This is a genomic window from Bradyrhizobium pachyrhizi (genome assembly GCF_029714545.1).
Classification (GTDB): domain Bacteria; phylum Pseudomonadota; class Alphaproteobacteria; order Rhizobiales; family Xanthobacteraceae; genus Bradyrhizobium; species Bradyrhizobium pachyrhizi.
This window is the reverse complement of sequence record NZ_CP121667.1, coordinates 402,331-421,627: the sequence shown is the minus strand read 5'-3', so window position 1 is coordinate 421,627 and position 19,297 is coordinate 402,331. Positions and strand designations below refer to the sequence as shown.

Below are 19,297 nucleotides of genomic sequence, written 5' to 3'. Positions count from 1 at the left end.
CAGATGACCCATCGCCTACCCCTTGGCCTCCCCTTCGCCGCCACCCTGATCGCGACCGCGCTGCTGGCTGCGCCCGCACTGGCCAATGACGACTTTCCGCCGGCGATTTCGGTCACCGGCGAGGCGACCGTGTCGGCGCCGCCCGACCAGGCGCAGCTTGACGCGGGCGTCACCACCGACGCCAAGACCGCACGCGAAGCCGCCGAAGCCAACAATATGACGATGGCCAAGGTGCTGGCCGCACTGAAGGGCGCCGGGATCGCGGAGAAGGACTTTCAGACCTCGCGGTTGTCGCTGCAGCCGCAATTCGCCAATCGTGGGCCGTCGTCGCCGAACGCCCCGCCCAGCATCGTCGGCTACCACGCGAGCAATCGCGTCACGATCAGGCTGCACGATGTGAGCAAGGTCGCCAGCGTCATCGACGTGCTGGTCGGCGCCGGCGCCAACGATATCGGCGGGCTCAATTTCTCGGTGTCGCAGGCCTCGAAGCTGCTCGACGAGGCGCGCGAAAAGGCGATCGCCGACGCCCGCCGCAAGGCGGAGATCTACGCCAAGGCCGCCGGCGTCACGCTCGGCGCGCCCGTGAATATCGCGGAGGTCGGCTCGGCGCCGGTCCCGGTGTTCCGTCCCAAGATGGCGACGGCAGGCTTCGCCGCGCCGACGCCGGTGGCGCAAGGCGAGGAAACGCTGACGGTCAATGTCAGCGTCTCCTGGGCGATCAAGGAGAAGTAAGAGGCTACAGATCTCTCGTCTCCTTCCCCCTGAAAGGGGGGAAGGTCGGGATGGGGGTCTGCCGCAGGCTCCGCTGCAAGTGGAGGGAACAGATCCCCACCCGCTTTGCTCTGACGAGCAAAGCGACCTCCCCTTTTCAAGGGGAGGTGAAATCGTAGCCCGGATGGAGCGCAGCGCAATCCGGGGCCGACTTTTCCGCGGATGGACTTTCCCGGATTACGCTGCGCTCCATCCGGGCTACTCTTTTCCTAAATCTCGAACACCTGCCCGGGCTTCAACGTCAGAAACTTCTCGCGCGGCACGCTCGCCGCATCGAGCGCTTCGCCAAGCGCGATCGCGGGCGCGTCGATCGCCTCGTCGGTCAACTGGAATGTGCCGTGGTGATGCGCCAGCGCCTGGGCGGCGCCGCAATCGGCCAACGCCTTCACCGCATCCTCCGGGTTCATGTGCTGGTCGCGCATGAACCAGCGCGGCTCATAGGCGCCGATCGGCAGGATCGCCAGCCGTAACGGACCGTGCGCCTCGGCCACCCGGCGGAAATGTCCCCCGTCGCCGTAGCCGGAATCGCCGACGATGTAGAGCTTTCCGGCCGGCGTCTCCAAGACAAAACTCGCCCACAGCGCCTTGTTGCGATCGAACAGCCCGCGCGCCGACCAGTGCCGCGTCGGAACCAGCGTCGCGGCAAGGCCACTGCCGAGCTCGACGCGCTGATGCCAGTCGAAGGCCTCGGCTTTGATCGCGGCATCGGATGCGCGCATCGTGACGTCGTTGCCGAGCGGTGTGATCACGCGAGGTCCAAATGCCCCCGCAAGCTTCGACAGCGTCGCGACGTCGAGATGGTCGTAATGGCCGTGCGACACCAGCACGACATCAATCCTGGGCAGTTTCTCGAACGCGATGCCGGGATCGTTGTGCCGCTTCGGCCCGGCAAAGCTGAACGGCGAGGCCCGCATCGACCAGACCGGATCGAACAGGATGTTGAGGCCCGCGGTCTGGATCAGCCAGCTGGCATGGCCGACGAAGCAGAGCCGCACCTTGTCGCCCTCGACGCGGGACGGCGGCGTATCGGCATGGGGGCTCGGCGCCCATTCCGGCCAGACCGCGCGCTTCCGGCCGCCCCCGAACTGCCAGCGCAGCACCTCACCAAGCGATTTCGGCGGCGAGCCGTCCGGATCAAAGAAGTGCAGGCCGTCGAAATGATCGGAGACGGGGCCGTCGTAGGTTTTCATGGCAGTCATCCAGATCGAGGGCACACCGATCGCCGCGGCGGCTCCGGTCAAGGTTGCAAGAAGGCGGCGGCGGGTGATCAACACGCGGGTTCCGGAATAGGAGGCAGGCTCCGGTTATATGGGTGGCGCCGGCGAATTTCGGAACCAAGACGGCAAATCGACGTAATTTCAGTACCTTACTGTCCGAACTGAGCGGATTTCAGCGAAACTTTCCTTGACTTTGCCGCCCCGGCAGCGTTTAACGCGGCCACTTTCTCGGAAAGCTCCGTCTTTTCGACCCGCCGACTGGTCCTGGAGGCCAGAGGCCAACGCCCGACAGCGCGATGCGCCCTCGGGCGCGAAAGTGTTTGGATTTCCTTCTCCCTCCCCCGCTCTTGCGGGGTGAGGGGCTCTCTCCGCGCACTATGCGTGTGGATAGCCCGGTACCCCCTTCACCCGCCGCGCACGTGCGCGGCGACCTCTCCCCGCAGGCGGGGAGAGGTAAAAGAGGACAACGGCATTGTTCGACAATCTGTCGGAACGGCTTGGTGGCATTCTCGATCGTCTGACGGGGCGCGGCGCGCTGACCGAAAAGGACGTCGATGCCGCGATGCGCGAGGTGCGCCGCGCGCTGCTCGAGGCCGACGTCGCGCTCGAGGTGGTCCGCAGCTTCATCGACCGGGTCCGCGAGCAGGCGATCGGCGCCACCGTCGTCAAGTCGGTGACGCCGGGCCAGATGGTGGTGAAGATCGTCCATGACGAGCTCGTCGCCACGCTCGGCTCCGACGGCCAGACCATCGATATCAATTCCGTGCCGCCGGTGCCGATCATGATGGTCGGTCTGCAAGGCTCCGGTAAGACCACCACCACCGCGAAGCTCGCGCGCCGCATGGTCCAGCGCGACAAGCGCAAGGTGCTCATGGCCTCGCTCGACGTCTACCGCCCGGCGGCGATGGAACAGCTCGCGGTGCTCGGCCGCGACCTCAACATTCCGACGCTGCCGATCGTCGCCGGCCAAATGCCGCCGCAGATCGCAAGGCGCGCGCTAGAGGCCGGCAAGCTCGGCGGCTACGACGTCGTGCTGCTCGACACCGCCGGCCGCACCACGCTCGACGAAGACATGATGAAGGAGGCGGCCGAGATCAAAGCCGCCGCCAACCCGCATGAAGTGCTGCTGGTCGCCGACTCCCTCACCGGCCAGGACGCGGTCAACCTCGCGCGCTCGTTCGACGAGCGCGTCGGCCTCACCGGCATCGTGCTGACGCGCGTCGACGGCGACGGCCGCGGAGGCGCGGCGCTGTCGATGCGCGCCGTCACCGGCAAGCCGATCAAGCTGATCGGCACCGGCGAAAAGACCGACGCGCTGGAGGACTTCCATCCGAACCGCATCGCCGGCCGCATCCTCGGCATGGGCGACGTGGTCTCGCTGGTCGAGAAGGCCGCCGCCAATATCGACGCCGAGAAGGCCGCGCGCACGGCCGAGCGGATGCGCAAGGGTCAGTTCGACCTCAACGATATGCGCGAGCAGCTGCAGCAGATGGCCAATATGGGCGGCATCGGCGGCCTGATGGGCATGATGCCCGGCATCTCCAAGATGAAGAACCAGATCGCGGCGGCCGGCATCGACGACAAGATCCTGAAGCGCCAGGTCGCGATCATCGATTCGATGACGCGGCAGGAGCGCAAGAACCCGGACATATTGAAGGCGAGCCGCAAGAAGCGCATCGCGGCGGGCGCCGGCCAGAGCGTCGAGCACGTCAACAAGCTGCTGAAGATGCACCGGAACATGGCCGACATGATGAAGGCCATGGGCAGCGGCAAGCGCGGCCCGCTCGCCGGCATCGCGCAGGCGATGGGATTTGGCGGCGGCATGAAGCCGCCCTCGGCCGAGGAGATGAAGGCGCTCGCCGAGAAGATGCAGGGCGGCGCCGGCGGCCTGCCCAATCTGCCGAAGGATTTGCCGGCCGGGCTGCGCGGCGGCCTGCCGAACGTGCCGGGCCTGACCGGCCTTTCCGGCAAGCCGATGCTGCCGGGCCTCGGCGGTTTCCCGGGCAAGAAGAAATGAGGATTCGTCGCGACGGCTCGCATACGGCCGGCGCGACGCGGAATGCCAATCAATCGAACACATCGACCTTTGAAGGAGAACTGAATGTCCGTTGTTATCCGCCTCGCTCGCGCAGGCACCAAGAAGCGTCCGGTCTATCACGTCGTCGTCGCCGACTCGCGCTTCCCGCGCGATGGCCGCTTCATCGAGCGTCTCGGCCACTTCAACCCGCTGCTGCCGAAGGACAACGAGTCGCGCCTGAAGCTCGACATGGACAAGGTGAAGGCCTGGCTCGCCAAGGGTGCGCAGCCGTCGGATCGCGTGACCCGCTTCCTCGACGCCGCCGGCGTCAAGAAGCGCGCACCGCGCAACAACCCGGAAAAGGCCGTGCCGCGCAAGGAGCGCAAGGCGCAGGCCGAAGCCGCCGCCAAGGCTTAAGGCTGAACGGCGACCACGGTGGCTGCACCGGTCTGTGTCGCCCGTATCGGCGCTGCGCATGGCGTGCGCGGCGCCGTCAGGCTTTGGACCTTCACCGAAGATCCGCTGGCCGTGAAGGACTACGGTCCGCTGATGACCAAGGACGGCACGCGCCAGTTCGAGGTCACGCATGTGCGTGAGGCCAAGGACCATCTGGTGGTGACGCTGAAGGGCGTCGCCAGCCGCGATGATGCCGAACGGCTCAACGGTCTCGAGCTCTACGTTCCGCGCGACCGGCTGCCGGACACCGACGACGGCGAATACTACCACACCGATTTGATCGGGCTCGCCGCGGTGACCACGACGGATCAGCCGCTCGGCAAGGTGATCGCGATCCATAATTTCGGCGCCGGCGACATCATCGAGATCGCCCCGCCGCAGGGCGCGACGATGCTGCTGCCGTTCACCAATGCCGTGGTGCCGACCGTCGATCTCGACGGCGGCCGCGTGGTGATCGACCTGCCCAAGGAAATCGACGGTGAGAGCGACGGCGACGATCCGTCGGCGGCCTGACCGAGAATAATCTTCAACCTGTCATCCGGCCCTGCTGCTCGAGCCAGTCGCAGAACACCGCGCTGTGCGGATCGTTGCTGCGCCCCGCCGGGAAGTAAGCGAAGTAGCTCCGCGCCGGCAGGCTGACATCCGGAAACGGCGTCACCAGGCGCCCGGCCGCGAGATCGTCCGCGATCAGCGCGGTCGGTCCCATCGCGACGCCGAGACCATCGAGCGCGGCCTGGATCGTCAGATAGAAGTGATCGAAGGTCAGCGCGGCCGCCGGCTCCAGCGCGGATTGCCCGGCCTCGGTGAGCCAGTCGCGCCACAGCCGCGGCATCGACGTGACATGCAGCAGCGTGTGCCTGGAGAGATCCGCGATCTCATTGAGCGGCAACTGCGCCAATAGCGACGGACTGCACACCGGCAATCTGCGCTCCGACACCAGGAAACGTGACGAGAAGCCGTGGAAGGTGTCGGGGCCACCGCGGATCACGACGTCGAATGATTCAGACAACGCGTCCACCGGATCGTTCGACGTGCTCAGGCGTACCTCGATATCGGGATGCTCGGCGCGAAACCGGCTCATCCGCGGCAGCAGCCAACGCAGGCTGAAGGTCGCGAGCGCATTGACGCGCAACACCGCGACCGCCAGATCGCCGCGCCGCTCGCGATGCTGCTGCACGGCGGCGGAAATCCGGTCGAGCGCAGGTGCGAACTCTGCCAGCAATGCCGCGCCTGCCGGCGTCAGCACCACGCGCCGCACCGATCGCCGAAACAGCGATGGCGCGCCCAGCCATTCCTCGAGCAGGCGGATCTGCTGACTGACCGCGCCATGGGTCACGCTGAGCTCGGCGGCGGCTTCCTTGAAGCTGCCGAGCCGGGCGGCGGCCTCGAAGGCACGCACCGCATTGAGCGGCGGCAGGCTGCGGCGCGGGACGAACATGATCCCTCAATACAAGATTTTCTAACGCATGATCCGATTATTACTGATTTGTGACAAGCGCCTTGGCGGCGCATACTGCCATGCAAGCTCCTTGCATAGCTTTTCTTTTCTGAGGTCCCCTCCTGATGCTCGCCCACCCAATTTTTAGATTTTCTTGCATTGGAGGGCGGCAATGAGCGTGTCGGCCGAAACCGGCACGACGCGGCCCGACCGTGCCCGGTCAACCCGCACCCTGACCGTGACCGGGCTCAACCACGCCCTCCACGACGGCTACACCGACGTCATCTACGTGCTGTTGCCGGTCTGGCAGGCCGAATTTGCGCTGAGCTACGGGCTGCTGGCGCTGCTGCGCGGGCTCTATGCCGGCGCCATGGCCGGGCTGCAGATTCCGGTCGGACGCATGGCAGAGCGGATCGACGGCAAGATCATCCTGATTGCGGGCACGGCGCTGTCGGCGCTCGGCTACGCGTTTGCTGGATTCTCCGGCGGTGTCATTGGCCTCGGCCTGGCGCTCGCGCTCTCCGGCGCGGGCTCGAGCACGCAGCATCCGATCGCATCCGCCGCGGTGTCGCGTGCCTATGGCGCGGCGGCGCGCGGGCCGCTCGGCATCTACAATTTCTCGGGCGATCTCGGCAAGGCGGCGATCCCGGCCCTGACCTCGATCCTGCTGGTGATCATGTCGTGGCGGCACACGCTGCTCGTGCTCGCTCTCGCAGGCTTGCTCGTCGCGGTCTGCATTGCGCTCTGGATGCCGGCCGTCGGCAGGGGCGCCGAGCACAAGGCGACATCAGCATCGCGCGGCGCCAGCACAGGCCGCGGCTTTCATTGGCTGCTCGCGATCGGAATTCTCGACACCGCGGTCAGGATGGGCTTTCTCACCTTCCTGCCGTTCCTGCTGCGCGATAAGGGCGCCTCGCTGCCGACCAACGGCCTCGCGCTGGCGTTGGTCTTCATCGGCGGCGCCGCGGGAAAATTCACCTGCGGCTGGCTCGGCGCGCGGGTCGGCACGCTGCGCACCGTGCTGATCACCGAAGGCGGCACGGCGGCGCTGATCGTCGCGGTGCTGGCGTTGCCGCTCGCACCGGCCATCGTGCTGCTGCCGCTGCTCGGCGTGATGCTCAACGGCACGTCATCGGTGCTCTACGGCACCGTGCCCGAGCTCACCCCCGCGCATCAGACCGAGCGCGCCTTCGCGCTGTTCTATACCGGAACGATCGGATCGGGCGCGATCGCGCCTGTTATCTACGGCCTGCTTGGCGACGCGCTCGGCCCGAGGCTCGCGACCGCAGCAACCGCGCTCACGGCGCTGGCGATCTGTCCGCTTGCGGTCGTGCTGGCGCGGCATCTCGCGGATGATGCGACGAAGGCGTGACGCATAGCATGCCTAAGTCCGCGCGACTGCCTGTCTTCTCCTTCCCCCTGAAAGGGGGAAGGTCGGGATGGGGGTCAGCCGCGGGCGACGCTGCAAGCTGACAGAGCAAATCCCCACCCGCTTTGCTCTGACGAGCAAAGCGACCTCCCCTTTTCAAGGGGAGGTTGGCGCTGTGCCCGGACTGCGCTTCGCTCCATCCGGGTTACCTAAGCAATGGTGCCACGGAGGACAATAATGACAAGCACGCACAAGGCCTGGCGGCTGCACGCCCACAACGATCTGCGCTTCGAGGATGTTGCGACGCCGAGGCCTGCGCCCGACGGCGTCGTGGTGCGGATCGAGGCCGGCATGGTGCTGTCCTACACCAACAAGCTTCTGTCGGGCGCGCTGCCCTACAGCCTGCCGCCGATGCCGTTCGTGCCGGGCACCAACGCGATCGCGCGCGTCGTCGCCGCGGGCGAGAACGTCACGCATGTGCGGGGCGGCGACCGCGTGTTCCTCAGCCCGCATCTGCGCGGCGACGTGCCGGATCGCGATCCGCCGCAGATCCTGATCGGCCTCACCGCCACGGTGACGACGCCGGAGGCGTTCGCACTGCAGGCGCGCTGGCGCGACGGCGTGTTCGCCGAGATCGCGCACTGGCCGGCCGCCTGCGTCACGCCGCTTGCCAATCTCGACGACAAGCCGGCCGCCGAGCTGATCGGGCTCGCAAAACTGATCGTGCCGTTCGGCGGATTGCAGCGCTCTGGCCTGCGCGGCGGGCAGACCATCATCGTCAACGGCGCGACCGGCTATTTCGGTTCGGGCGGCGTGATGCTCGCGGTCGCGATGGGCGCGGGCCGCGTCGTCGCCGTCGGACGCAAGGAAGCCGCGCTCGAGCAGTTGCGCGACGCGTTCGGCCCGCGCGTCATTCCCGCCGTCGTCAGCGGCGATGCGGCAGCCGACCTTGCGGTCATCCGCCGCGCCGCCGGCGGCACCGCCGATGTTGCGCTCGATCTGCTCGGCGCCGCCAAGAGCACCTCGACCACACTGTCCTCTCTGCGCGCGCTCAGGCGTGGCGGCCGGATGGTGCTGATGGGTAGCGCCGAGGTGCCGCTCGAACTCTCGTTCCGGGAGATGCTGGCCAATGACTGGGAGGTGGTCGGGCAGTTCATGTACGACCGCACGGCACCAGGCCAGCTCGCCGGCCTTGCCGCCGAAGGCCTGCTGGACCTGCGCAAGATCAACGTCGCGACCTTCAAGCTCGCCGACTTCCGCCGCGCAGTGGATGCGGCCGCGATGATGCAGAGCCTCGACCTCACGGCCGTGGTGCCGTAACCAGAGGCCATGACATCGCAAGAGACACCGGCCCAGGCGACACTCTGGCGCGCCACCGTGCTGACCCTGTTCCCGGACATGTTTCCGGGGCCGCTCGGCGTGAGCCTGGCCGGCAAGGCGCTGGCTGGCGGACTCTGGGCGCTGGAGGCGCGCGACATCCGGGCCTCGGCCACCGACAAGCACCGCAGCGTCGACGACACGCCGGCCGGCGGCGGTCCGGGCATGGTGCTGCGGGCCGATGTGCTGGCGGCGGCGATCGACGCCGCCGATATCGTGCCTGACCGTCCGCGCCTGTTGATGAGCCCGCGCGGTCGGCCATTGACCCAGACCCAGGTCGCGGAGCTGGCGGCCGGGCCCGGCCCCCTGATCGTCTGCGGCCGCTTCGAGGGCATCGACCAGCGGGTGATCGAGGCGCGAGGCCTCGAGGAGGTCTCGATCGGCGATTATGTGCTGTCCGGCGGCGAAATCGCCGCGATGGCCCTGATCGACGCCTGCGTCCGCCTGCTGCCGGGGGTGATGGGCAAGCAGGCCTCGGGAACCGAGGAAAGCTTTTCCGAAGGACTACTGGAATACCCTCAATACACTCGCCCGCAGGAGTTCGAGGGCCGGCAAATCCCGGAAATCCTGATTTCCGGCGATCACGCTAAGGTCGCGGCATGGCGACTGGCCCAATCCGAGGCCCTGACGGCGGTCCGGCGGCCCGATCTCTGGGCCCGCAAGGCCGGCCAAAAAGCCGCTCCGCGCCGGACAAAAAACACGACAGACGGGTGACAAACCCTGCGCTTTGCCTTATACGGGCGGCCAAATCCGCACCCGCGCAGGATAGATGGACGTTTGCGCAGCCCGCGAAAGGCTGGGCGCGCCGCCGATGGAGATTTCAATGAACCTTATTCAGCAGCTCGAAAAAGAGCAGTTCGACAAGCTCGCCGCCACCAAGGAAATCCCGGAATTCGGACCCGGCGACACCGTCATCGTCAACGTGAAGGTGGTCGAAGGCGAGCGCACCCGCGTGCAGGCCTATGAGGGCGTTTGCATCGGTCGCTCCGGTCAGGGCCTCAACGAGAGCTTCACCGTGCGCAAGATCTCCTACGGCGAAGGCGTCGAGCGCGTCTTCCCGGTGATGTCGCCGATGATCGACTCGATCAAGGTCGTGCGTCGCGGCAAGGTTCGTCGCGCCAAGCTTTATTATCTGCGCAACCTGCGCGGCAAGTCGGCCCGCATCGTCGAGAAGCAGGACCGCCAGACCGCCGTCGGCGAGTAACGTTTCCCTCAGGGGATGTGACCAAAAGCGCGGGGCCTGCCCCGCGCTTTTTTGTTGCGGCATATTTATCTGACTTGCAGGCCCGCGCATGGATCGATTGTCGCGGGCGCGAGCCCTGTGTTAGAAATTTAGAATGGTTCCGGATCAAGCAAGCCAGCCCTGCCAGCGCGTCGTGATTGACGATCGCTCGCGGCTGCCCGGCCGCTTCTTCGGGCGCTTTGCAACGTCGGCAACGTCTGAGCTTAGAAGCGCAGCGTAACGCTGCCTGGACGCTTTCGCCTGCTCGCGCGCTTAAGACGCGCTCATGCCATCCCACCACTGAATTTCTTCTGGAGCTGAAGCTCATGTCCAAACCGACCACGCTGTACGACAAGATCTGGAACGACCATCTGGTCCACGAGGCCGACGACGGCACCTGCCTGCTCTATATCGATCGCCACCTGGTGCACGAGGTGACCTCGCCGCAGGCGTTCGAAGGGCTGCGCGCCGCCGGCCGCAAGGTGCACGCGCCCGAGAAGACGCTCGCCGTCGTCGACCACAACATCCCGACCACCGATCGTTCGAAGCCGAACCCCGATCCTGAAAGCATCGAGCAGATGCGGGTGATGGCGGAGAACGCCAAGGAGTTCGGCATCGAATATTACAACGAGTTCGACAAGCGCCAGGGCATCGTTCACGTCATCGGCCCGGAGCAGGGTTTTACGCTGCCCGGCACTACCATCGTCTGCGGTGACAGCCACACCTCGACGCATGGCGCGTTCGGCGCGCTCGCGCACGGCATCGGCACCTCCGAGGTCGAGCATGTGCTGGCGACGCAGACGCTGATCCAGAAGAAGGCCAAGAACATGCGCGCGATCGTCGACGGCAAGTTGCCCGAAGGCGTGACCGGCAAGGACATCATCCTGGCGATCATCGGCGAGATCGGCACCGCCGGCGGCACCGGCTACGTGCTGGAATATGCCGGCGAGGCGATCCGTGCGCTCTCGATGGAAGGCCGCATGACGGTCTGCAACATGTCGATCGAAGGCGGCGCGCGCGCCGGCCTGGTTGCGCCCGACCAGAAGGCGTTCGATTTCCTGCGCGGCCGCCCGAAGGCGCCGAAGGGCGCCGCCTGGGACGCCGCGATGCGCTACTGGGAGACGCTGCGCTCCGACGAGGGCGCGCATTTCGACCACGAGATCCGGCTCGACGCCGCCAAGCTGCCGCCGATCGTCACCTGGGGCACGAGCCCTGAGGACGTGATCTCGGTGACCGGCTTCGTCCCCGATCCGGACAAGATCGAGGACGAGGCCAAGCGCATCTCCAAGCATCGCGCGCTGAAATATATGGGCCTGTCCGCCGGCACGAAGATCACCGACATCAAGCTCGACCGCGTCTTCATCGGCTCCTGCACCAACGGCCGCATCGAGGATCTGCGCGCCGCTGCGAAGATCGCCGAGGGCAAGACCGTCAACGCCAATGTCAACGCGATGATCGTGCCAGGCTCGGGCATCGTGAAGGAGCAGGCGGAAGCCGAAGGCCTCGACAAGATCTTCATTGCGGCCGGCTTCGACTGGCGCGAGCCGGGCTGCTCGATGTGCCTAGCGATGAACCCGGACAAGCTGAAGCCGGAAGAGCGCTGCGCCTCGACCTCGAACCGCAACTTCGAGGGCCGCCAGGGCTTCAAGGGCCGCACCCATCTGGTGTCGCCCGCGATGGCCGCGGCCGCCGCGATCGCCGGACACTTCGTCGACGTCCGCGACTGGCGCTAGGGCAAGCGCCAGATTCTCTTTGCCGCGTTTTCTTCACGCGAACCGGGCCACTTCGCTCGAAAACGCTATTGCTTCGTCTCAAGCTCGAGCCGTTTCGGAAACGGCTCGTTAACGGGGCGCACGCACACTGCCTCCTTGCGAAAACCAGCCTTCGCAAGGAGCGCGTGCCGTGGCCGATAAACCCGAATTCGTCGACATGATCAGCGACGCGACGCGCCAGAAGCGCCGTCGTGCCGTGGCGCGCATCATCGATCCGCTTTCCGAGGGGAAGGAAACCTCGCGCCTCAGCCACTGGCCGCCGGAGCGCTGGACGCAATGGCGGATGGAAAACCTGACGCCGTGGAAGATAAAGTCCTGGAAGCTGAAGAACTGGGATTAGCGCCCCTTTCTTGACGCGTTTTCTTCACGCGAACCGGCGCGCACTTTGCTCGAACACGCTCCAGCGCGCAAAGAGAGGGACCCAGCAAGACGGGCGCCGTGGGGCCCGCTGTCATTTCAAACTTTACCAATAGACCCGGTACGGCCGCCAGTAGTGGCGATGGTGCCACCACGGCCGGCAGATCCGGCGCGGACCGTAATAGGTCCAGACCACCCGGCAACGGCGGTGATGATAGTAGGCCGGGTAATAGTAGGACGATCCGTAGAAGAAGCGCCGGTGATAGAAGTGCCGGCGGTAATAGGGCCGATAGCCGTAGCGGTAACCGCCGCCGTAGAAGCGGTGGTAGCCACCATAATGGCGATGGAAGCCGCCATAGCGATAGCCGCCATGGAACGCCGGCGCGGCGCGGAAGCCGCCACCATGGAAGCTGCGGCCGTGAAATCCGCCGCCGTGGAATCCACCACCGCGGAAGCCGCCGCCATGAAAACCGCCGCTGCCATGGCCGCCACCGCCATGCCGGACTTGGGTCGTCATGGCATCGGCCGCAGACTTTGCCGCGGGCGCGGCGCCCGGGCTCACCAGCGACAGCGCTTCGGCGCGCTGCTGCGAAGCGACCGACAATGCGAAGACCGCGGCCGCCGCAACGCCGAGACGGCGCACCAATCCGCGCCGCAAATAGCTCTCCCTCATCTCTGAACCTCCCTGACAACGGCAATGAGCACCACGCTGCTCGGCAGCCGGTTTCATTGCGTTCATTGCAGTCGCTCCCGGCATGACGCTAGAAATGCCGACGTGAATGCGCCATGAACGCGCAAAACGCTGCGGCGAAACGTCCGGGAGAAACGTCAGTGACTGTCTATGTGATCGTGCAACTCAAGATGACCGATCGCGCCGCCTATGATCGGTATCAGGCGCGCTTCTTCGACGTGTTCAGGAAGTTCAACGGACGCCTGCTGTCGGCCGACGAACGGCCCGCGGTGCTCGAGGGCAGCTGGGATCGCGACAAGCTGGTGCTGATGTCATTCCCTGACGAAGCCGCATTCCGTGCATGGTCGGAATCGCCCGAATATGTCGAGATCTCGAGGGATCGCAAGGCGGGTGCGCAAGGCATTGTGCTGCTGGCGAAGGGCTTCGCGCCCTGAGACGGACGGAGCAGCTCCGATCGGAGCTGCTCTCTCGTTGCAGCGCTGGTGTCGCGCATTGCGCGACTGCACGCATCACCAGAACGGGCCGAACCCGAAGCCGAAAGTGAATGGCGCCGGCGCAGCATAGGGGTACGGCCGATAGTAATAAGGCCGCCCGTAATAATAGGAGCCGTACGGACGATAGTAGGAATAGGGCCGATAATACGGACGGTAATAGGGACGGTAGCCGCGGTGATAGTAGCGACGATGGTAGTGGTGATGATGGCGCTGCGCGCTGATATCAGTCGCCTTGCCCGCTTGCCGCTGTGGTGCCGCGGCCTGCGGCGTGGCTGATGCCGCGGCGGTTGCCGATGCCGGCGCCGTCAACGCGAATGCACACGCGACAGCCGCAACACCGATCCATCTCATCATGATCAACTCCTGCAGATTGCGATGGATATCATCTCGCGTGGCTGAATCTGCTGGTTTGATGGCTGAGAACGACAACAGGCCCGCTGCTCACGGGCCTGTGTCTCAACTGCGCTGATACGCCGCGCGATCAACGGCGCCAGTGGCGACGATGCCCCCAGCCCCAGCCGCGGTGATGTCCGCGATGCCAGCCACGATGCCAGCCGCGCCCGCCCCAGCGTACCTGCGTGGTCGCCTGGTTCGCGTCGTCCTGAACCGTTGCGGCTGTACCCGGCGTGGCGAGCGACATCGCGCTTGCACGCTCGGCCGGCGCCGCCAACACCAACACGGCACCGACAGCCGCGAGCCCCAGAACCTTCATCGCCTTCATGAATTGTCTCCTTGATCCCTTTAAGTCACGTCTTGCAACGACGACTCGAACCTCTGCTTGATGCGCTTTCCTCACGCGAACCGGTGTCCATCCCGCATCACACGCGGGACAGGCTCCGCTGGAAAACGCTCGAGCTTTCGAATCGACCCCGTTGCCGCGACGCAGATCGCTAGCAGAATGCAGACGACGTGAATGGGAAGTGAATGACTGCGCCACGAACATGAATGCTGCTGGCGCGATCAGGTTCCGGCACTCCGTGCGATTTTTCGCGTTCGTATGCAAACGACATAGACGATGGTCGTATCTGGCGTTCTGTCCGTTGCAGGAGATTGCCGCGACACAAACAAGCACACGGAGGTGGCTGCTTCGAACAGCCCTCGCGGCGCTGAGCGGTTCCATCATGCTCGCCGATGTCGCGCTCGCGACCGGGCGGCGGCATGGGGACCGCGAGCCATCTCATGCAGATGCTGATGGCGGCGGTGGTCTATGGAACGACAGGATTGATCGCGGCTGTTGCGATGATCGGCGCGACGCGCCGACGTATGCGCAACTAGCCCGGCCGCCAGAAGCAGTTCATGCGCGGCGTGATCACGGTACCGCTCGGCCGGTGCTCCTGCACATAGGTCGCGGTGCAGTCGCGCACGGCGTTCGGACCGGGGTTGTAGCGCGGGATGACATCGGGTTCCCAATGATCGGGCTGCGACCGGTAGATCGGCACCCGCTTCAGCCGGCGGCGCTCGACGACGCGCGCGCGCGCGACCGGTGCCGCCTCGCCGACGCGCGCCTCAGCCGCCGCGCTCTGAGCCTGCACCTCTGTCGCCGGGAGCGAGAGCCCGACTGCTACAGCCAACAGCGCTGCCGCCACGATCCGTTTCATTACGCCCACCCAAGCTCGATTCTTGAGCCCCATTCGTGGGCGGCACGGTCTCCCATTGCGCCGCCAAGGTCAACTGCGCTGGCGCCGCCGATAGCACTCGCGCTAAAGGAGTGTCATGTGGACCACAGAAAAAGCCCCCTCGCTCGCTGAGATGGAGGCCATGGCGCACGAGGTTTTCGAGCGCCTGCCCAAGACGTTCCGGGCCCTCTGTGAGGGTCTGATCATCCGCGTCGACGACTTTCCGACCGACGAGGTGCTCGACGAGATGCAGGCCGAGAGCGAGTTCGATCTGCTCGGCCTGTTTCACGGCATCGGCCTGCCGCAGCAGAGCCATGGCGACGTGGCCCGGCTGCCCAACCTGGTCTGGCTGTACCGCCGGCCGATCCTGGACTACTGGGCCGAACACGACGAGACCCTCGGCCACATCGTCCGCCACGTGCTGATCCATGAGATCGGGCACCATTTCGGCCTCTCCGACGCCGATATGGAGGCGATTGAGGCCGATGCGGGCTAAAACGGAAAAGGGCTCCAGCCCTGCAGAAATGGCCCTTTTACCGCTGTCACATTCGCGATAAACATCCGGCCGATATCCGCTATTTTTTGCCCGGGAAGAGCACCGATGGACAAGTTCACCACGCTGGAAGGCGTCGCGGCGCCGCTGAAGATCATCAATGTCGACACCGACATGATCATTCCGAAGCAGTACCTCAAGACCATCAAGCGCACCGGCCTTGGCAAGGGGCTCTTCTCCGAGCAGCGCTACAAGGATGACGGCAGCGAGAACCCCGATTTCGTCCTCAACCAGCCCGCCTATCGCAACGCGAAGGTGCTGGTCGCCGGCGACAATTTCGGCTGCGGCTCGAGCCGCGAGCACGCGCCCTGGGCGCTGCTCGACTTCGGCATCCGCTGCGTGATCTCGACCTCGTTCGGCGACATCTTCTACAACAACTGCTTCAAGAACGGCATCCTGCCGATCCGCGTGTCGCAGGAGGACCTCGACAAGCTGTTCGACGACGCCGAGCGCGGCGCCAACGCGACGCTGACCATCGACCTCCCCAACCAGGAGATCCGCGGTCCCGACGGCGGCAAGGTCAAGTTCGAGATCGACCCGTTCCGCAAGCACTGCCTGATCAACGGCCTCGACGACATCGGCCTGACGATGGAAAAGAAATCGTCGATCGACAGCTACGAGACCAAGCTCAAGGAACGCGCCTGGGCTTGAGGCTCAGCGCATTATCGTGCCCCGGTGCCGTCAGGCGCCGGGGCTTTTCTTTGCCAAATTCGCTCGCCACAAACCCGCTGATAGCTGACGCGCATGCTGCCTGACATCGTCACCTTCTGGCACGGCTCGATGGACGCGCTGCGCCAGACCTGCCTGCGCTCGCAGGCGGCGGCGGGGCACAAGGTCACCGTCTACAGCTTCGATCCGATTCCCGGCCTGCCCGACGGTATCGGCAATGCCGAAGCCGAAGCCGTGCTGCCGCACTCGTTCGCGGAGAAGCTGCGCCCGGCGCAGCCCGACGGCTCGTGGCGCGACTGGACCATGCTGCAGTTCAGCGACTTCTTCCGCATGCGGCTGATGGCGCGGCGCGCCGGTCTCTGGCTCGACGCCGACGTGCTGCTGCTGAAGGGCGTCCAGCTCGACCTGGCAAAGCCCTACTTTGCCTGGGAGCGGCCGCGGCAGCTCGGCAACTCCGTGCTGTATCTGCCGCCCGACGATCCGATCGTGCGCGCCTTCGAGGCGCTGATGCAGCAGGACGAGCTGATCCCGGACTGGCTGGCGCTGCGCCACCGCCTGACCTTTGCGATGCGCCGGCTGCGCGGCAAATCCAACCGCCTCGCCGACATCCGTGTCGCGATCTACGGCCCGGCGGCGCTCACCGCGCTGGCGCGCCGCGCAGGCGAATTGCAGCACGCGCTGCCGAAGCGATCGTTCTACGCCGTGCATGCCGAGCCAAAGCTGTTCTTCGAGCCGTCGGATTTTTCGCGCCACCTGAACGATCCCGGGATCATCGGCCTGCACATCTCGCCGAAAGGACGCGGCAAGGAGGCGCCGATCCCGGGCAGTCTCTACGCGTGGGCGGCGGAGAGGTTTGGGGCGCGATAATCACCCTCCCCTGGAAGGGAAGGGTCGACGCGAATGAAGTGAGCGGCGGGGTGGGTGACAGTCTCTCCACGCATACTCTGCTCGTGTTGAGAGATCACGCCACCCCGGCTCGCATTTCGCTACGCTCGACGCGATCCGACCCTCCCCCTCCAGGGGAGGGTGGAATTAATGCCCCATCGCCGCGATCGCGTCGGCGATCGCGATCGTGCGCCTGGCCATCTCGGCGTGCAGGCGCTCGACCATGCGGCCGTCGAGCTGGATCGCGCCGCGCGAGGCGTTCTCCGGCTTTTCGAAGGCGGCGATGATCTTGCGCGCCTCGGCGACCTCGGCCTCCGGCGGCGTGAAGATCGCGTTGCAGGCATCGATGTGGCTCGGATGGATCAGCGTCTTGCCGTCGAAGCCGAGATCGCGGCCCTGCGCGCATTCCTCGGCGAAGCCGTCGACATTGCTGATGTCGCTGTAGGGCCCGTCGAGGATCTCGAGGCCGTGCGCGCGGGTCGCCAGGATGCAATGCGTGATCATCGGGATCATCGCCGCGCGGCCCGGCTTCATCCGGATCCGGGTCTCACGCGCAATGTCGTTCGGCCCGAACACGAAGCCGGCGAGCCTGGTTTCGGAATCCTTCGATGCCGCGGCCAGCTTGTCGGCGTCGAGCACCGCGCGCGCGGTCTCGATCATCGCCCAAACCCGGATCGAGGCAGGCGCATTGATGTCGCTGAGACGATCGGCGACGGCGTTGAGATCGTCGACCGTCGAGATCTTGGGAACCAGGATGCCGTCGGGCTGCGCCTTGCCGGCCATGCCGATGTCGTCGACCCACCAGGGCGTGTCGAGCGCGTTGATGCGGATCAGGACCTCGCGCTTGCCAAAGCCCTTGGCCGCGACCGCCGTGGCGATCTGCTCGCGGGCTGTGGCCTTGGCGTCGGGGGCGACCGAATCCTCAAGGTCGAGGATAATGCCGTCAGCCGGCAGCGTCCGGGCCTTTTCCAGCGCCCGTGCATTCGATCCCGGCATGAACAACAGGCTGCGGCGCGGACGGGTCATCGACATTCTCCTTGGGGGCTCGGGCTCCGCCGGTGTCCATTGTTTGGGCATCGGGCGGGAACCATTCTTCAAGGCTGCCGTATCATCTCAGGCCACGCGCCGAAAGTCTTGTTCCCGTTACCCGCATGTGGTTAGCCAGAGGCCATGAAATTCTTTCCGAAACAATTGATCGACGGCTACCGGACGTTCGCGACCCAGCGACTGCCGACCGAGCAGTCGCGCTACCGGGACCTGTCGGAGCGCGGCCAGTTTCCCGAGACCATGGTGATCGGCTGCTGCGACTCCCGCGTCTCGCCGGAGGTGATCTTCGACGCCGGCCCCGGTGAATTGTTCGTGGTCCGCAACATCGCCAATCTGGTTCCGGTCTATCAGCCCGACAGCAACGCCCACGGCGTCTCGGCCGCGCTGGAATATGCCGTGACCGTTTTGAAGGTGAAGAACATCGTGGTGCTTGGCCACGCCCAGTGCGGCGGCATCCGCGCCTTCGTCGACAAGATCAAGCCGCTCACGCCGGGCGACTTCATCGGCAAATGGATGCAGATGTTCATCAAGCCAGGCGAGGTCGTCGAGCAGCGCGACCATGAGACCATGCAGGACTTCGTCACCCGCATCGAGAAGGCCGCGGTGTTCCGCTCGCTGGAGAACCTGATGACCTTCCCGTTCGTGCGCGAACGCGTCGAGAGCGGCGAGATGCAGCTGCACGGCGCCTATTTCGGCGTCGCCGAGGGCTCGCTGTTCGTGCTCGACCGGGTCGCGAAGGAATTCATCAGCGTCCGCGACGAGCTGAAATCGGGCGAGTAGATCTACTCGTTGCCGTGATGGCCGCTGCCCCAGCGGTCGGAGATCGCGAGCATGAAAGACGACACCACGAATACCAGGTGCACGCCGACCAGCCAGGCGAGCTTGCTGGGATCGAACGCGGTATCGAGGTTCATGAACGCCTTCAGCACCTGAATCGCCGAGATGGCGACGATCGAGGCGAGCAGTTTTTGCTTCAAGCCGCCGAAATCGACCTTGGTCATCCAGTCCGGCCAATCCGGATGCCCTTCCGGATCGATTTTCGAGACGAAGTTCTCGTAGCCCGAGAACACCACGATCAGGATCAGATTGCCGGTCAGCGAGATGTCGATCAGCGCCAGCACGCCGAGAATGATGTCGGATTCCTTGGCATCCGGCACATGCAGGATGAAGTGCCACAGCTCCATGCAGAACTTGAACAGCAACGCCGCGAGGCTGATGACGAGGCCGAAATAGAACGGCGCCATCAGCCAGCGGCTGTTGAACAGCAGGTTCTCGAAACGACGTTCAATCCGCTTCAGCGTCGGATTGGGCCGATAGGTCCCCGGTTGTTCCGCTTCCGCCATGCC

Annotated in this window: 23 protein-coding genes; 15 read left to right on the top strand and 8 right to left on the bottom strand. The window is 65.5% G+C overall.

From position 1 onward, the window contains the following. Nucleotides 1-3 precede the first annotated feature (3 nt). Nucleotides 4-732, top strand: a complete 729-nt coding sequence (locus QA639_RS01975) for an SIMPL domain-containing protein (protein WP_157347494.1) — start codon at nt 4-6, stop codon at nt 730-732. 248 nt (nt 733-980) lie between these two features. Here the strand turns inward: QA639_RS01975 and QA639_RS01970 are convergent, their stop codons facing one another. Continuing rightward, on the bottom strand, nt 981-2,045 hold the full coding sequence (locus tag QA639_RS01970; protein ID WP_283089061.1) for an MBL fold metallo-hydrolase: 1,065 nt from the start codon (nt 2,043-2,045) through the stop codon (nt 981-983). 415 nt (nt 2,046-2,460) lie between these two features. On the opposite strand from QA639_RS01970, the gene ffh reads away from it, so the two are divergent. The 3 genes from ffh (at nt 2,461) to rimM (ending at nt 4,974) form a co-directional block, all read left to right on the top strand. After that, nucleotides 2,461-4,005 carry a signal recognition particle protein gene (ffh, locus tag QA639_RS01965; RefSeq protein ID WP_283089060.1) on the top strand — a complete coding sequence of 515 codons (1,545 nt, stop codon included), beginning with the start codon at nt 2,461-2,463 and terminating at the stop codon, nt 4,003-4,005. Between the two features lie 84 nt (nt 4,006-4,089). Continuing rightward, nucleotides 4,090-4,422, top strand: a complete 333-nt coding sequence (gene rpsP / locus QA639_RS01960; protein WP_016847621.1) for a 30S ribosomal protein S16 — start codon at nt 4,090-4,092, stop codon at nt 4,420-4,422. 18 nt (nt 4,423-4,440) lie between these two features. Continuing rightward, a complete protein-coding gene (gene rimM, locus QA639_RS01955; protein WP_283089059.1) occupies nt 4,441-4,974 on the top strand; it encodes a ribosome maturation factor RimM in 534 nt (177 codons plus the stop codon). Between the two features lie 13 nt (nt 4,975-4,987). On the opposite strand, the gene gcvA is transcribed toward rimM, so the two are convergent. Continuing rightward, nucleotides 4,988-5,899, bottom strand: coding sequence for a transcriptional regulator GcvA (gene gcvA, locus QA639_RS01950; protein ID WP_157347496.1), 912 nt, complete (start codon nt 5,897-5,899; stop codon nt 4,988-4,990). A 172-nt stretch (nt 5,900-6,071) separates the two neighbouring features. On the opposite strand from gcvA, the gene QA639_RS01945 reads away from it, so the two are divergent. The 6 genes from QA639_RS01945 (at nt 6,072) to QA639_RS01920 (ending at nt 11,979) form a co-directional block, all read left to right on the top strand. Beyond that, nucleotides 6,072-7,271, top strand: a complete 1,200-nt coding sequence (locus tag QA639_RS01945) for an MFS transporter (RefSeq protein ID WP_283089058.1) — start codon at nt 6,072-6,074, stop codon at nt 7,269-7,271. A 234-nt stretch (nt 7,272-7,505) separates the two neighbouring features. Then, a complete protein-coding gene (locus QA639_RS01940) occupies nt 7,506-8,588 on the top strand; it encodes a quinone oxidoreductase family protein (protein WP_050386474.1) in 1,083 nt (360 codons plus the stop codon). A gap of 9 nt (nt 8,589-8,597) precedes the next feature. Beyond that, entirely contained in the window at nt 8,598-9,359 is a 762-nt protein-coding gene (gene trmD / locus QA639_RS01935) for a tRNA (guanosine(37)-N1)-methyltransferase TrmD (RefSeq protein WP_283089057.1), read from the top strand. 109 nt (nt 9,360-9,468) lie between these two features. Then, nucleotides 9,469-9,849 carry a 50S ribosomal protein L19 gene (gene rplS / locus QA639_RS01930; RefSeq protein WP_028336277.1) on the top strand — a complete coding sequence of 127 codons (381 nt, stop codon included), beginning with the start codon at nt 9,469-9,471 and terminating at the stop codon, nt 9,847-9,849. Between the two features lie 344 nt (nt 9,850-10,193). Further along, nucleotides 10,194-11,600 carry a 3-isopropylmalate dehydratase large subunit gene (leuC, locus tag QA639_RS01925; RefSeq protein WP_028336276.1) on the top strand — a complete coding sequence of 469 codons (1,407 nt, stop codon included), beginning with the start codon at nt 10,194-10,196 and terminating at the stop codon, nt 11,598-11,600. A gap of 169 nt (nt 11,601-11,769) precedes the next feature. Then, nucleotides 11,770-11,979: a hypothetical protein gene (locus tag QA639_RS01920; RefSeq protein ID WP_283089056.1), complete on the top strand. Its 210-nt coding sequence runs from the start codon at nt 11,770-11,772 to the stop codon at nt 11,977-11,979. 123 nt (nt 11,980-12,102) lie between these two features. Here QA639_RS01920 and QA639_RS01915 read toward each other — a convergent pair whose 3' ends face one another. Continuing rightward, nucleotides 12,103-12,669, bottom strand: a complete 567-nt coding sequence (locus QA639_RS01915; RefSeq protein WP_050386476.1) for a hypothetical protein — start codon at nt 12,667-12,669, stop codon at nt 12,103-12,105. Nucleotides 12,670-12,827: 158 nt separating this feature from the next. Between QA639_RS01915 and QA639_RS01910 the strand changes: the two genes are divergently transcribed. Next, the gene (locus QA639_RS01910) at nt 12,828-13,121 is read left to right on the top strand and encodes a DUF1330 domain-containing protein (RefSeq protein WP_028336273.1); all 294 of its coding nucleotides are present in this window, start codon (nt 12,828-12,830) and stop codon (nt 13,119-13,121) included. A gap of 75 nt (nt 13,122-13,196) precedes the next feature. Here the strand turns inward: QA639_RS01910 and QA639_RS01905 are convergent, their stop codons facing one another. The 3 genes from QA639_RS01905 to QA639_RS01895 all read right to left on the bottom strand — a co-directional run bounded on the left by QA639_RS01905 (nt 13,197) and on the right by QA639_RS01895 (nt 14,779). Next, nucleotides 13,197-13,535 carry a hypothetical protein gene (locus QA639_RS01905; RefSeq protein WP_028352299.1) on the bottom strand — a complete coding sequence of 113 codons (339 nt, stop codon included), beginning with the start codon at nt 13,533-13,535 and terminating at the stop codon, nt 13,197-13,199. A 127-nt stretch (nt 13,536-13,662) separates the two neighbouring features. Continuing rightward, nucleotides 13,663-13,902, bottom strand: coding sequence for a Slp family lipoprotein (locus tag QA639_RS01900; RefSeq protein WP_028336272.1), 240 nt, complete (start codon nt 13,900-13,902; stop codon nt 13,663-13,665). A 550-nt stretch (nt 13,903-14,452) separates the two neighbouring features. Continuing rightward, on the bottom strand, nt 14,453-14,779 hold the full coding sequence (locus QA639_RS01895) for a hypothetical protein (protein WP_050386478.1): 327 nt from the start codon (nt 14,777-14,779) through the stop codon (nt 14,453-14,455). Between the two features lie 115 nt (nt 14,780-14,894). Here QA639_RS01895 and QA639_RS01890 point away from each other — a divergent pair, with 115 nt between their 5' ends. The 3 genes from QA639_RS01890 to QA639_RS01880 all read left to right on the top strand — a co-directional run bounded on the left by QA639_RS01890 (nt 14,895) and on the right by QA639_RS01880 (nt 16,886). After that, the gene (locus QA639_RS01890) at nt 14,895-15,293 is read left to right on the top strand and encodes a metallopeptidase family protein (protein WP_028336270.1); all 399 of its coding nucleotides are present in this window, start codon (nt 14,895-14,897) and stop codon (nt 15,291-15,293) included. Between the two features lie 105 nt (nt 15,294-15,398). Beyond that, entirely contained in the window at nt 15,399-16,001 is a 603-nt protein-coding gene (gene leuD / locus QA639_RS01885) for a 3-isopropylmalate dehydratase small subunit (RefSeq protein WP_057020954.1), read from the top strand. A 93-nt stretch (nt 16,002-16,094) separates the two neighbouring features. Beyond that, nucleotides 16,095-16,886 (top strand): hypothetical protein, encoded by a 792-nt coding sequence (locus QA639_RS01880; protein ID WP_157347508.1) that lies wholly within the window; start codon nt 16,095-16,097, stop codon nt 16,884-16,886. Between the two features lie 165 nt (nt 16,887-17,051). On the opposite strand, the gene QA639_RS01875 is transcribed toward QA639_RS01880, so the two are convergent. Then, the gene (locus QA639_RS01875; protein WP_157347510.1) at nt 17,052-17,930 is read right to left on the bottom strand and encodes an HpcH/HpaI aldolase/citrate lyase family protein; all 879 of its coding nucleotides are present in this window, start codon (nt 17,928-17,930) and stop codon (nt 17,052-17,054) included. A 144-nt stretch (nt 17,931-18,074) separates the two neighbouring features. On the opposite strand from QA639_RS01875, the gene QA639_RS01870 reads away from it, so the two are divergent. Beyond that, nucleotides 18,075-18,731: a carbonic anhydrase gene (locus tag QA639_RS01870; protein WP_028337875.1), complete on the top strand. Its 657-nt coding sequence runs from the start codon at nt 18,075-18,077 to the stop codon at nt 18,729-18,731. 2 nt (nt 18,732-18,733) lie between these two features. Here QA639_RS01870 and QA639_RS01865 read toward each other — a convergent pair whose 3' ends face one another. Further along, nucleotides 18,734-19,294 carry a TIGR00645 family protein gene (locus tag QA639_RS01865; protein WP_028337876.1) on the bottom strand — a complete coding sequence of 187 codons (561 nt, stop codon included), beginning with the start codon at nt 19,292-19,294 and terminating at the stop codon, nt 18,734-18,736. Nucleotides 19,295-19,297: the final 3 nt, after the last annotated feature.

Excerpts from the sequence above, each read along its gene's own strand:
- QA639_RS01975 (WP_157347494.1), top strand. The coding sequence starts at position 4 with ATGACCCATCGCCTACCCCTTGGCCTCCCCTTCGCCGCCACCCTGATC.
- rpsP (WP_016847621.1), top strand. The coding sequence starts at position 4,090 with ATGTCCGTTGTTATCCGCCTCGCTCGCGCAGGCACCAAGAAGCGTCCG.
- gcvA (WP_157347496.1), bottom strand. The coding sequence starts at position 5,899 with ATGTTCGTCCCGCGCCGCAGCCTGCCGCCGCTCAATGCGGTGCGTGCC.
- QA639_RS01945 (WP_283089058.1), top strand. The coding sequence starts at position 6,072 with ATGAGCGTGTCGGCCGAAACCGGCACGACGCGGCCCGACCGTGCCCGG.
- QA639_RS01940 (WP_050386474.1), top strand. The coding sequence starts at position 7,506 with ATGACAAGCACGCACAAGGCCTGGCGGCTGCACGCCCACAACGATCTG.
- trmD (WP_283089057.1), top strand. The coding sequence starts at position 8,598 with ATGACATCGCAAGAGACACCGGCCCAGGCGACACTCTGGCGCGCCACC.
- rplS (WP_028336277.1), top strand. The coding sequence starts at position 9,469 with ATGAACCTTATTCAGCAGCTCGAAAAAGAGCAGTTCGACAAGCTCGCC.
- leuC (WP_028336276.1), top strand. The coding sequence starts at position 10,194 with ATGTCCAAACCGACCACGCTGTACGACAAGATCTGGAACGACCATCTG.
- QA639_RS01915 (WP_050386476.1), bottom strand. The coding sequence starts at position 12,669 with ATGAGGGAGAGCTATTTGCGGCGCGGATTGGTGCGCCGTCTCGGCGTT.
- QA639_RS01905 (WP_028352299.1), bottom strand. The coding sequence starts at position 13,535 with ATGATGAGATGGATCGGTGTTGCGGCTGTCGCGTGTGCATTCGCGTTG.
- QA639_RS01900 (WP_028336272.1), bottom strand. The coding sequence starts at position 13,902 with ATGAAGGCGATGAAGGTTCTGGGGCTCGCGGCTGTCGGTGCCGTGTTG.
- QA639_RS01895 (WP_050386478.1), bottom strand. The coding sequence starts at position 14,779 with ATGAAACGGATCGTGGCGGCAGCGCTGTTGGCTGTAGCAGTCGGGCTC.
- QA639_RS01890 (WP_028336270.1), top strand. The coding sequence starts at position 14,895 with ATGTGGACCACAGAAAAAGCCCCCTCGCTCGCTGAGATGGAGGCCATG.
- leuD (WP_057020954.1), top strand. The coding sequence starts at position 15,399 with ATGGACAAGTTCACCACGCTGGAAGGCGTCGCGGCGCCGCTGAAGATC.
- QA639_RS01880 (WP_157347508.1), top strand. The coding sequence starts at position 16,095 with ATGCTGCCTGACATCGTCACCTTCTGGCACGGCTCGATGGACGCGCTG.
- QA639_RS01875 (WP_157347510.1), bottom strand. The coding sequence starts at position 17,930 with ATGACCCGTCCGCGCCGCAGCCTGTTGTTCATGCCGGGATCGAATGCA.
- QA639_RS01870 (WP_028337875.1), top strand. The coding sequence starts at position 18,075 with ATGAAATTCTTTCCGAAACAATTGATCGACGGCTACCGGACGTTCGCG.
- QA639_RS01865 (WP_028337876.1), bottom strand. The coding sequence starts at position 19,294 with ATGGCGGAAGCGGAACAACCGGGGACCTATCGGCCCAATCCGACGCTG.